The organism is Bacillus sp. L_1B0_5 (genome assembly GCF_000836715.1).
In the GTDB taxonomy this organism is placed as follows: Bacteria; Bacillota; Bacilli; order Bacillales; family Bacillaceae_G; genus Bacillus_A; species Bacillus_A thuringiensis_S.
In genome coordinates this window covers 14853-27357 of record NZ_JXIS01000004.1, presented here as the reverse complement: position 1 = coordinate 27357, position 12505 = coordinate 14853, and the positions used below count along the sequence as shown (strand labels likewise).

The following is a 12505-nucleotide window of genomic DNA, read 5'->3' as shown; positions in this document are numbered from 1 at the left end:
TCAATATTAACTTCGTCGAAAATTATACAACTTTGTGACAAAAATGTAAACGTTTTTATGAATAAAAGTATTGACGGATTTTGTTCGCGGGATTAATATTTAAATACGTTAAATATTTTATTGTTTAAATAAGAGGTGGATAACATGCCAAATGATATGACGCATATCGATAAAATTCAAGCTCTTGCCTTTTCGATTGGAAAGAAAATGCAGACGGAGTTATTAGAACAAATGCAAGCAACAGGACTTACACCACCGCAGTTTTATATTTTAAAGATTTTAGATCATTATGGGGCTTCAAGAGCGACAACATTAGCAAAAAAGATGTATGTGAAGCCTAGCGCGATTACAGTGATGATTGATCGTCTAATCGATCAAGAACTTGTAGAACGCTATCACGACAAAGATGACCGTCGTGTTGTCATCATCGAGTTAACGAAAAAGGGGAAAGCTAGAGTAGAAGAGGCAATGACAGCTCGCAACGAGCATATTGCAAAATACTTTTCACATTTAGAGTTGCAAGAAAGAGAAGATTTATTACGTCTCTTTGAGAAGTTAGAAACCATTATTTGCGGGACACAAGAGAAAAAAGAGAATAACTAAGAGGAATTGAGGAGATTACATGGAGCAACAAGAAAATCAAAATAGAAAGTTGTTGTTAATCGGTTTAGTAATCGCGATGCTATTTGCTGCATTAGATGGAACAATTGTTGGTACAGCAATGCCACGTATCGTCGGTGACCTAGGCGGATTAAGTTTAATGACATGGTTAACAACGGCATATATGTTAACATCAACGACAGTTGTACCAATTGCAGGTAAATTAGCGGATTTACTTGGTCGTCGTAACGTATATATAACAGGGCTAGTTATTTTCATGATTGGTTCGGCGTTATGTGGTATGGCGAATGGTATGACAGAATTAATTATTTTCCGTGGTATTCAAGGTCTTGGTGGCGGTATTATGATGCCAATGGCTATGATTATTATTGGAGATATGTTCACGGGAAAAGAACGTGCGAAATGGCAAGGTATTTTTGGTGCGTTATACGGTCTTGCTTCTGTAATTGGACCACAAGTTGGTGGTTGGATTGTAGATGCAGTGAACTGGAGATGGGTATTCTACATTAACTTACCGGTTGGTATTTTAGCAACAATCTTTATTGCAATGGGATTAAAATCACATAAACAAACAGGACCAATTAAAATTGATATCGCTGGAATCTTTACGATGATTCTAGGTGTTGTAAGTTTATTACTTGCGCTAACGTTTGGCGGAAAAGATTATGCATGGGATTCTTGGCAAATTATCGGTTTATTTGCACTAGCTGTAATTGGTATCGTTAGCTTTGTTATTGTTGAAACGAAAGCTGAAGAGCCGATTTTACCAATGCATTTCTTTAAAAATCGCACATTTACAATACTGAATGCGATTGGATTCTTTATGAGTATTGGAATGTTCGGCGCGATTATGTTTGTACCATTCTTCATGCAAGGTATTGTAGGAGTAAGTGCTGCTGAATCAGGAACAATTATGACTCCAATGATGATTACAATGATTGTAATGAGTATTATCGGTGGGCAACTTGTACTAAAAGTTGGTGTAAAACCACAAATTATCGCAGGTATGCTTATTATGGCCGGTGGTTTCTGGTTATTAACAACGATGGATATGCACACAACGAAGCTTACAGCTACTTCTTATATGATGGTTATCGGTTTAGGAATGGGTCTTGTAATGCCGACATTAACATTAGCGTTACAAGAAAGCTTCCCGAAAAAAGACCTTGGTGTCGTAACGTCATCAAGTCAGTTCTTCCGTCAAATTGGTGGAACATTTGGTATTACAATTTTAGGGTCAATTATGAATAACACTTCAGGTACAACGTTAACAAATAAATTAGTACCTGTATTAGATACATTCCCGAAAGAAGCGGGACAAATGGTAACGAAATTTAAAGATATGATTCACACAGATCCACAAGGTTTATATTCGATGCTATTTAGCCCAGAGGCATTAAAACAAATGCCAGAAGCGTTTGCTAACAGCATTGTACCTATTTTGAAAAACTCTTTAGTAGACTCGCTTCATACTGTATTCTTAACAGGATTAGTATTTATCGTAGTAGGTGCCATCTTTACGATTTTCTTACAAAAAATTAAACTATCAGATCGTAAAAAAGATGCTGAAGAGCCTGCTGTAGAAGAAAAAGAAAAAACTGTATCATACTCGTAATGAAGAAGCATCGCCTTATGGCGGTGCTTTTTTGAGTATAACCTTAAAAGCTTTTTAGTGAGAAATGATTGACGTATTTTTAGAAATACGTTATATTATTTTCTGTAAACGGTTACATGAAATGAGGAGAAAAGAGAATGAGTACGATTAAAGACGTTGCGAAATTAGCGGGAGTATCTGTTGCGACCGTTTCCAGAGTTTTAAATAAAAATGGATATGTTCACGAAGATACATTAAAAAAGGTAGAGCGTGCAATTGAGATGTTAGATTATAAGCCTAGTACAGTAGCGCGTTCACTGTATAATAAAAAGTCTCGTTTAATTGGCTTAGTTGTTCCAAATATCGTGAATCCGTTCTTTCCAGAAGTTGCACGTGCCGTAGAAGATGTAGCACATAAACAAGGTTACACAGTTGTCCTTTGTAACTCTGATGAAAGTTTAGAAAAAGAGAAACAATACATTGATGTACTTAGACAAAATAATGTAGATGGATTTATTGTAGCAACGAATCCACAAAATAGTGTTAATTACATGAATTTATCTGTCCCGGTTGTTGCGATTGACCGTATGTTTAATGAGCGTATTCCTACTGTATATGCAGATAACTATGCAGGAAGTCAGGCTGCGACAAAGTTGTTACTAGATAAAGGATGTAAACATATTGCACATATTCGCGGTCCACGTGATGTGAGTACTGCAAATGAACGTTTTGAAGGTTTTGTAGACGTTATTACGCAAAATAATCTTTCGTATATGATTGCAGAGAGTACGTTTGATCCAGCAAATAGTGAGCGTGTAGCGATGGAATTATTAGAAGAATACCCGCATATTGATGGTATTGTTGCTGGGAATGATTTAATTGCGATTGGTATTGTAAAGGCCGCACTTCAAAAGGGGATTGCCATTCCAGATGATTTACAAATTATCGGATTTGATGGAATTTCTTTAACAGAAATGATGTATCCATCTATTACAACAGTTGCACAACCGATATATGAAATGGGAAAAATTGCAACAGAGTTGTTGTTAGAGCAAATGGAAGGAAATACATTAGAAGAGAAACACTATCGTTTGCCGATTGAAATTATAGAACGAAATACAACGAAGTAAGGAGATGAAACAGATGCCAAATATTGCAGTAGTAGGAAGCATTTCAATGGACTTAGTGGCTGTTTCAAAAAAACGGCCGAAAGCAGGAGAAACAGTAATTGGTGAAGCGTTTCATACAATCCCAGGAGGGAAAGGGGCAAACCAAGCAGTTGCTGCAGCTAGGTTAGGAGCAAATGTAGCAATGGTTGGAGCTGTAGGAAATGATGATTATGGAACAGTAGTTAGAAAAAATTTAGAGAACGAACGCATTTTTATCGATTATGTGGTACCGGTTACAGATAGAACGACAGGAATTGCTCATATCGTTTTAGCAGAAGAAGATAACAGTATTGTTGTCGTACAAGGTGCAAATGCTCTTGTAAATAAGTCAGTTGTAGATTGCTCCAAAGACCTTCTTGTAAAAGCGGATATGGTTGTTCTTCAACTAGAAATTCCACTTGAAACAGTAAAATATGTATTGGCTATTTGTGAGGAGCATAATATTCCTGTTATGTTGAATCCAGCGCCAGCACAAGTTTTATCAGAAGAAATTTTAGAAAAAGCAACTTATATTACGCCAAATGAACATGAGTGCCGCATCGTATTAAATGATTTTACATCACCAATTGAAGATTTACTGGCTAAATATCCAAATAAACTATTGATGACAGAAGGTTCTAACGGTGTTCGTTTCTATAATGGCAAGGAGATTGTACATGTTCCTAGCATTGCTGTTGATGTAGTGGATACAACTGGAGCTGGTGATACATTTAATGGTGCGTTAGCAGTTGCACTTTCTGAAGGAGAGACACTTCAAAAAGCAATTCGCTTCGCGAATATTGCCGGTGGTCTTTCTGTAACGAAACTTGGAGCACAGGGCGGTATGCCAACGAGAGATCGAGTACGTGAAGTGCAGGTGATTGTTGGATGAAAAAGCATGGTGTATTAAACAGTGAAATCGCGGCAGTCCTTGCTTCACTTGGGCATACAGATACGGTTGTAATTGCTGATTGCGGATTACCGATTCCGGATGGAGTAAAACGAATTGATTTAGCTGTTGAGATTGGAAAACCGAGTTTTTTAGAGGTGTTACAAGTTGTAGCTGATGATATGGCAATCGAAAAAGTGACGTTAGCAGAAGAAGTCATTATAAATAATGCGGAAGTAAATAAAGAAATAGAGCAGAAATTAATAGAGCCAGCATTTGAGTATGTATCTCACGAACAATTTAAAGAGCATACAAAGAAAGCGAAGGCGATTATTCGTACAGGCGAGGCTACGCCTTATGCAAATGTAATTTTACATGCAGGCGTGATTTTTTAATAAAGGGAAGTGATGGGAATGCATATTGAAATGAAAAACATTTCAAAGGCGTTCAATGGTAATCCTGTTTTGAAGAATGCACAGTTTATGATTGAAACAGGAGAAGTCCATGCATTGATGGGGGAAAATGGAGCGGGTAAATCAACGCTCATGAAGATTTTAACAGGTGTATACAAAAAAGATGGTGGGACAATCACGATTGATGGGCAGGAGCGTACCTTTAAAAATGCGAAAGAAGCTGAAGAGTACGGCATAGCATTTATACATCAAGAACTAAACATATTGCCGAATTTAACAGTAGCTGAAAATATGTTTCTCGGTAAAGAGTTAATGTATGGGAAAACAGGTATTTTACGCACTCGACAAATGAACGCGATTGCGCAGCAGCAACTAGCAGAGCTAGGATTGCATGTAAGAGGCGCTATGTTAGCAGAGGAACTATCGGTTGGACAACAGCAAATTATCGAAATTGCGAAAGCGTTAATGACAAACGCGAGCGTTATTATTATGGATGAACCTACTGCGGCACTGACGGATCGTGAAATCGAAACGCTCTTTACAGTAATCAATAAGTTACGTAAAGAAGGTGTTTCATTCGTGTACATTTCGCATCGTATGGAAGAGATTTTCTCAATATGTGATGCCATTACGATTTTGCGTGATGGAGAATACGTCGGAAAGAGATTAATTCCAGAAACGTCATTTGATGAAGTAGTGAGTATGATGGTGGGGCGCAGCATTGGTGAACGTTACCCAGAGCGAAATAGTCAAATTGGTGATGTCATTTTTGAAATGCGTAACGGAACGAAAAAAGGAAAATTTGAAAATGTTTCGTTTCAAGTAAGAAAAGGTGAAATCCTTGGTGTAGCTGGTTTGATGGGGGCTGGACGCACTGATATTATGAAAGCGATATTTGGTTATGAACCTTTAGATTCTGGACAAATTTTTATAAATGGACAAGAGGTAAAAATTGATAGTCCAATAGATGCAATTAGACAAAGAATTGCTTTCATTACAGAAGATAGAAAGTCTGAAGGGTTAGTGTTAGATTTTTCAATTCGAGAAAATTTAGCTTTACCGAATTTAGAAAGTCTTTCAAAGGGAAGTGTTCTAAGTAACGAGCTAGAACAGCAGTTTACAGAAGATATGATGAAGCTTCTTAATGTGAAAGCATCTAGCGGGGAGCAGACAGTGAAATCTCTTTCTGGTGGAAATCAGCAAAAGATTGTAATCGCAAAATGGCTAGGCATTCATCCGCAATTACTTATTTTAGATGAGCCAACAAGAGGTGTAGATGTTGGAGCGAAAAAAGAAATTTACTCTATCATGAATAAGCTTACAGAGCAAGGCGATGCCGTTATTATGGTATCATCTGAGCTTCCGGAAGTTTTAGGGATGAGTGATCGAGTTCTTGTCATTCATGAAGGAAAAATCGGCGGCATTTTAGGGAAAGATGAGGCATCACAAGAGTCTATTATGGCACTAGCTACAGGGGGAGAGTAAGGATGGCTAAGAAGGGGAATGTATTACAACAACTCGGTTCTTTAATCGGTTTAGTATTAATTATCGTCGTAATTACAGCTTTAAATCCAGCGTTCATTGAAATTCCAAATTTATTTAATATACTGCGTCAAGTATCGATTAATGCGCTTATTGCATTCGGAATGACCTTCGTAATTTTAACAGGGGGTATTGACTTATCGGTAGGTTCTATTTTAGCATTATCAAGTGCACTTGTTGCTGGAATGATGGCAAGTGGCATGGATCCGTTCCTTGCAATGGCAGTTGGACTATTAGCAGGTCTTGTAATGGGAATTGTAAACGGTATCATCATTGCGAAAGGAAAAGTAGCTCCATTTATTGCAACTTTAGCAACAATGACTATTTTTCGTGGGTTGACGCTTGTTTATATGGACGGACGTCCGATCACTGGTCTTGGTGATCATTTAATGTTCCAAATGTTTGGCCGCGGTTATTTTCTTGGTATTCCGGTACCAGCTGTTACAATGATGATCGCTTTCGCAGTACTGTACTTCATTTTGAAGAAAACGACATTTGGCCGTCGTACATTTGCAATTGGTGGAAATGAAGAAGCAGCAGCACTGTCAGGTATTAATGTTACGAGAATTAAAGTAATGATTTACGGTCTTTCCGGAATTTTGGCAGCGCTTGCAGGTATTGTCTTAACATCACGACTAGATTCTGCACAGCCGACTGCAGGTACTTCTTACGAATTAGATGCAATTGCAGCAGTTGTATTAGGTGGAACAAGTCTTTCTGGGGGAAGAGGATGGATTGTTGGTACATTCATCGGTGTACTAATTATCGGTGTACTAAATAACGGTTTAAATTTATTAGGTGTATCTTCTTTCTTCCAACAAGTTGTAAAAGGACTTGTAATCTTACTAGCTGTATTAATTGATCGCCGAAAAGAAGCATAATGGAGGGACAGTTCATGAAGAAATGGTTACTTATACTCGTTGCATGTATTATGGTCATTACTGCTGGTTGTTCAATGGAACCACCAGAATGGGCAAAGGATTCTAGCGATAAAGGTCGAAATAAAACTATTAAAGTTGGATTCTCTGTTTCAACTTTAAATAATCCCTTCTTTGTAACTTTGAAAAAGGGTGCAGAAAAGAAAGCGAAAGATAGCGGCATCGAATTGATTGCTGTTGATGCGCAAAATGATGCAGCGAAGCAAACGAACGATGTTGAAGATTTAATTCAAAAGGGTGTCGATGTAGTTGTTATTAATCCGACCGATTCAGATGCTGTTGCTTCAGCGGTAAGTGCGGCAAATGCAGCAAATGTTCCTGTTATTACAGTAGACCGCGTTGCGAATTCAGGTAAGGTTGTTTCTCACATTGCTTCTAACAATATCGAAGGTGGTCAAATGGCTAGTGATTACATTCGTGAATTAGTCGGCGAAGGAGCAAACGTTGCTGAGTTAGAAGGAATCCCTGGATCGTCTGCTGCTCGTGAACGTGGGAAAGGATTCCATAACGTAGCCGATAAGTCTTTAAAAGTAGTTGCCAAACAAGCGGCTGATTTTGATAGAGCGAAAGGATTATCTGTTATGGAAAACATTTTGCAAGCAAATAGCGATATTAAAGCCGTGTTTGCGCATAACGACGAGATGGCATTAGGTGCACTTGAAGCATTGAAGTCTGCTGGAAAAACAGATGTAGTAGTTGTTGGATTTGATGCAACTGAAGATGCTGTGAAAGCGGTTAACGATGGGCGTATGGCTGCAACAGTCGCTCAAAAACCGGAATTAATCGGAGAGAAGGCGATGCAAACAGCAAAAGAGATAACACAAGGTAAAAAAGTGGACAAATCTATTCCGATTGAATTAGAGCTTATTAAGAAAAATAAATAAATATAAAATGAAAATTAGGAAGGAAGAATAACAAATGAAATTCTTTATTGATACAGCAAACATTAACGAAATTAAAGAGGCAAATGCATTAGGCGTAGTAGCTGGAGTAACGACAAACCCATCACTTGTAGCAAAAGAAGGCGTAGATTTCCATGAGCGTATTCGTGAAATTTGCAGCTTTATAGAAGGACCTGTAAGTGCAGAAGTAATTAGCTTAGAAGCTGATAAAATGATTGAAGAAGGAAAAGAATTAGCGAAGATTGCTCCAAACGTTGTTGTAAAAGTTCCAATGACAACAGAAGGTTTAAAAGCAGTAAAAGCGTTCTCTGATTTAGGAATTCGTACAAACGTTACATTAGTATTCTCAGCAGTTCAAGCATTACTTGCAGCTCGCGCTGGTGCAACATATGTTTCACCATTCTTAGGTCGTTTAGATGATATCGGTCATAACGGTATGGATTTAATTCGTCAAATCGCAGAAATCTTTGCAATTCATGGCATCGAAACAGAAATCATTGCAGCATCTGTACGTCACAGCGTTCACGTAACTGATGCAGCATTAAACGGTGCACATATTGCAACAATCCCAGCAAACGTAATTGCTTCATTAGTGAAGCACCCATTAACAGATCAAGGAATTGAGAAATTCTTAGCTGATTGGGAAAAAACACAAGAGAAATAATAGAAAATCAAGAATCCTAGTTTAATTGACTAGGATTCTTTTTATTTAAAAGAATTTTCATGCAATTTTGCATATTGTCTTTTAAATTTGTTATATAAGATATTTAATATATATCACATAACTCTTTATTTTTCATATTTCGATATAAAGTGAAACTTTAATCAGTGGAGGCTTTGTTCATCAGCACACTGAGTATTAGTTTTACCAAGGGATAAACAGATAGAGGGTCTGACCAGAAAACTGGAGGGCATGATTCTATAACAGAAAGTTCAATGTTTATAGAATTATGTCTTTTTATATAGGGAGGGTAGTAAACAGAGATTTCGACAAAAACGCACCGATTTATCTGAATTTTAAGTTTTATAAAAGGAGAGAAATGGAATGAGAAGAAAAGCCCCATTTAAAGTGTTGTCATCATTAGCAATTGCAGCAATTATCGGATGCACATCTGTAATGAGTGCGCCGTTAGCATATGCAGAAACGCCAGCAAAAGAGAAAGAGAATGTGTCTACAACGCCAATTGATTACAATTTAATTCAAGAAGATCGTTTAGCGGAAGCTTTGAAAGAAAGAGGAACAATTAATCCAGCATCTTCTAAAGAAGAGACGAAAAAGGCTGTCGAGCAATATATTGAAAAGAAACAAGGAGATCAGGCGAACAAAGAAATTCTTCCAGATGCTCACTCACAAGAAACGTCTGATTTCACAAAAAAATTAAAAGAGAAAAAGATGGAAGAAAAGGAAAATGTAAAAAAGACTGAAAAAAATATTAATCTTGAGCAAAAGCCAGAACCAAATAAAAAGCAATTGAATGGGCAAGTTCCAACTTCAAAAGCAAAGCAAGCTCCATATAAAGGATCTGTTCGATCAGATAAAGTATTAGTGCTACTCGTTGAATTTAGTGATTATAAACATAATAATATTGATCAAACACCAGGTTATATGTATTCGAAAGACTTTAGTAGAGAACATTATCAAAAGATGTTGTTCGGTAAGGAGCCTTATACATTATTTGATGGTTCAAAAGTAAAAACGTTTAAACAATACTATGAAGAGCAGTCTGGTGGTAGTTATACGACAGACGGATATGTAACGGAGTGGCTAACAGTTCCAGGAAAAGCATCTGATTATGGAGCTGATGGTAGCAGTGGTCACGATAATAAAGGTCCGAAAGGTGCACGTGATTTAGTGAAAGAAGCTTTGCATGCAGCTGCTGAGAAAGGACTAGATTTATCTCAATTTGATCAATTTGATAGATATGATACAAACGGGGATGGGAATCAAAATGAACCTGACGGTGTAATTGATCATTTAATGGTAATCCATGCTGGTGTTGGTCAAGAAGCAGGTGGTGGTAAATTAGGTGATGATGCGATCTGGTCACATCGTTCAAAATTAGCAGTAGATCCAGTAGCGATTGAAGGTACAAAATCAAAGGTAGATTACTTTGGTGGAAAAGTAGCAGCACATGATTACACAATTGAACCAGAAGATGGAGCTGTAGGTGTGTTTGCGCATGAATTTGGACATGATCTTGGATTACCAGATGAATATGACACGAAATATACTGGAAATGGTTCACCTGTCGAAGCTTGGTCATTAATGAGTGGAGGTAGTTGGACAGGAAAAGTCGCAGGAACGGAGCCGACAAGTTTTTCACCACAAAATAAAGACTTCTTACAAAAGAATATGGGTGGCAACTGGGCAAGAATATTAGAAGTAGATTACGATAAAATTAAGAGTGGTGTGGGAGTTCCTACCTATATTGATCAAAGTGTTACGAAATCAAATCGTCCAGGCGTTGTACGTGTTAACTTACCAGGTAAAAGTGTTGAAACGATTAAACCGGAGTTTGGAAAGCATGCATATTATAGTACAAGAGGCGATGATATGCATACAACGTTAGAGACACCATTCTTTGATTTAACAAAAGGAACAAATGCAACATTCAATTATAAAGCAAATTATGAGTTAGAAGCAGAGTGCGATTTCGTCGAAGTACATGCAGTAACAGAAGATGGAACGAAAACATTAATTGATAGGCTTGGAGAAAAAGTAGTCCAAGGAGATAAAGATACAACAGATGGGAAATGGATTGATAAATCATATGATTTAAGTCAATTTAAAGGGAAAAAAGTGAAACTACAATTCGACTATATTACAGATCCGGCTGTAACATATAAAGGTTTTGCGATGGATAATGTGAATGCAACTGTTGATGGACAAGTTGTATTTTCTGATGATGCAGAAGGACAGTCTAAAATGAATTTAAATGGTTTTGTTGTTTCTGATGGGACAGAGAAGAAAGCTCATTATTACTACTTAGAATGGAGAAACTATGCGGGATCAGATAATGGATTAAAAGCAGGAAAAGGTCCAGTGTATAATACAGGTCTTGTCGTTTGGTATGCAGATGATAGCTTTAAAGATAACTGGGTTGGGGTGCATCCAGGTGAAGGATTCCTTGGGGTTGTAGATTCTCATCCAGAAGCACTTGTTGGTAATTTGAACGGGAAACCAGCGTACGGTAATACGGGCATGCAAATTGCAGACGCTGCATTTTCATTTGATCAAACACCAGCATGGAGTGTAAATTCGTTAACACGTGGACAATTTAATTATAATGGATTACAAGGTGTTACAACATTTGATGATTCAAAAGTATATAGTAATAAACAAATTGCTGATGCAGGACGCAAAGTTCCAAACCTTGGACTTAAATTCCAAGTTGTTGGACAAGCAGAAGATAAGTCGGCAGGTGCTGTTTGGATTAGACGTTAATAAAATAAAAGCACATTCTTCAAATGAAGGATGTGCTTTTTAATTTGTACAGTAAGTTATTATTTTAGTTCATGTAATACAAATGTTTATTCATGTGTAGTGTATCAAATTATGTGGGGAAAGGAAATATTTCCGAGGAAATTGTCGAAGTATCGTCGGTATTTATAAACTTTCTTTTTAAAAGAAGAGAAGTATTATTGCCTTTACGGCCCAATTTATTTACATTGTTATTTGGTTATACACAAAAGTAATATATTGGGCAAAAAAGAGTTCTATTCGATAGGGCTCTTTTTATAGATAGAAAGGAGTAAGCGATAAATGAAAGAAGTTATTGGATGTCCACAGTGTGAAGGGGATATTACTGTACAACATATTATTGATCTCCCGCATCCTTTTTCATTAAGGTGTCCACATTGTAAGGTGAAGTTGAAAGAAATAAGGATAACGCCATGTTTAATATTAGCGATGATTTGTATAATTCCACTGTTTATTATTATTGGAGAGAGTATTAAGGAATTACTAGTAAAATATTTTTCTATTGTAGACAATGTACCAACTGTACTTATTTTCTTTTTATTTTGTTATCCATTGTATTATTTCTATGAAAAATATAATGCTATATTATTTATTAAATATGGTTTGTTGAAAGTTAAAAGTTGAATTGAATAGGAGATTGTCATTATGCTTTGGAAAATATATTTAGTTATTGTAGCAATGTTAGCTATTATTTCGTTAGTAAGGGGTATGTTTCAAACACCAATTCAAAAGTTTGACTTTGTAGTATCTATTATTATGTGGATAGGGCTCTTTGGTTTTGTATTTGATATACAAATATTAACCCCAATCGTTTGGAAATGTATCTTCGTGTTTAGTATTATTTGGACTTTAACTGCAGTTTTTGTTTTTCGTTTATATGAAGAGCGAGATGAGCCGTTACCTTTTATATTTAAAGTAATTGGAATTATTCCAACGCTTCCATTATATTATGGATTATATCAATATGCATTTTAAAA

At 36.7% G+C, this 12505-nt stretch carries 12 protein-coding genes; all 12 read left to right on the top strand.

From position 1 onward, the window contains the following. The first annotated feature begins 144 nt into the window (after positions 1 to 144). The 12 genes from RT27_RS01730 to RT27_RS01675 all read left to right on the top strand — a co-directional run bounded on the left by RT27_RS01730 (position 145) and on the right by RT27_RS01675 (position 12503). On the top strand, positions 145 to 603 hold the full coding sequence (locus RT27_RS01730; protein WP_001132365.1) for a MarR family transcriptional regulator: 459 nt from the start codon (positions 145 to 147) through the stop codon (positions 601 to 603). 19 nt (positions 604 to 622) lie between these two features. Beyond that, positions 623 to 2236, top strand: a complete 1614-nt coding sequence (locus RT27_RS01725) for an MDR family MFS transporter (protein ID WP_000437647.1) — start codon at positions 623 to 625, stop codon at positions 2234 to 2236. A 137-nt stretch (positions 2237 to 2373) separates the two neighbouring features. After that, positions 2374 to 3345 carry a ribose operon transcriptional repressor RbsR gene (rbsR, locus tag RT27_RS01720; protein WP_000104047.1) on the top strand — a complete coding sequence of 324 codons (972 nt, stop codon included), beginning with the start codon at positions 2374 to 2376 and terminating at the stop codon, positions 3343 to 3345. 13 nt (positions 3346 to 3358) lie between these two features. Further along, positions 3359 to 4255, top strand: a complete 897-nt coding sequence (gene rbsK, locus RT27_RS01715; protein WP_043935148.1) for a ribokinase — start codon at positions 3359 to 3361, stop codon at positions 4253 to 4255. After that, positions 4252 to 4647, top strand: coding sequence for a D-ribose pyranase (gene rbsD, locus RT27_RS01710; RefSeq protein ID WP_000716151.1), 396 nt, complete (start codon positions 4252 to 4254; stop codon positions 4645 to 4647). Before rbsK ends, rbsD begins: the two co-directional genes overlap by 4 nt. 18 nt (positions 4648 to 4665) lie before the next feature. Next, positions 4666 to 6150, top strand: coding sequence for a ribose ABC transporter ATP-binding protein RbsA (gene rbsA, locus RT27_RS01705; RefSeq protein ID WP_029441573.1), 1485 nt, complete (start codon positions 4666 to 4668; stop codon positions 6148 to 6150). 2 nt (positions 6151 to 6152) lie between these two features. Next, positions 6153 to 7088 (top strand): ribose ABC transporter permease, encoded by a 936-nt coding sequence (gene rbsC, locus RT27_RS01700; RefSeq protein ID WP_001074641.1) that lies wholly within the window; start codon positions 6153 to 6155, stop codon positions 7086 to 7088. Positions 7089 to 7102: 14 nt separating this feature from the next. Further along, positions 7103 to 8029, top strand: a complete 927-nt coding sequence (gene rbsB, locus RT27_RS01695) for a ribose ABC transporter substrate-binding protein RbsB (protein WP_000758976.1) — start codon at positions 7103 to 7105, stop codon at positions 8027 to 8029. A 34-nt stretch (positions 8030 to 8063) separates the two neighbouring features. Further along, a complete protein-coding gene (gene fsa, locus RT27_RS01690; RefSeq protein ID WP_000667666.1) occupies positions 8064 to 8711 on the top strand; it encodes a fructose-6-phosphate aldolase in 648 nt (215 codons plus the stop codon). A gap of 381 nt (positions 8712 to 9092) precedes the next feature. After that, entirely contained in the window at positions 9093 to 11492 is a 2400-nt protein-coding gene (gene inhA2, locus RT27_RS01685; RefSeq protein WP_043935147.1) for a M6 family metalloprotease immune inhibitor InhA2, read from the top strand. Between the two features lie 318 nt (positions 11493 to 11810). Then, a complete protein-coding gene (locus tag RT27_RS01680; protein ID WP_016083518.1) occupies positions 11811 to 12152 on the top strand; it encodes a hypothetical protein in 342 nt (113 codons plus the stop codon). 21 nt (positions 12153 to 12173) lie between these two features. Beyond that, entirely contained in the window at positions 12174 to 12503 is a 330-nt protein-coding gene (locus tag RT27_RS01675; protein WP_043935146.1) for a hypothetical protein, read from the top strand. The last annotated feature ends 2 nt before the right edge of the window (positions 12504 to 12505 follow it).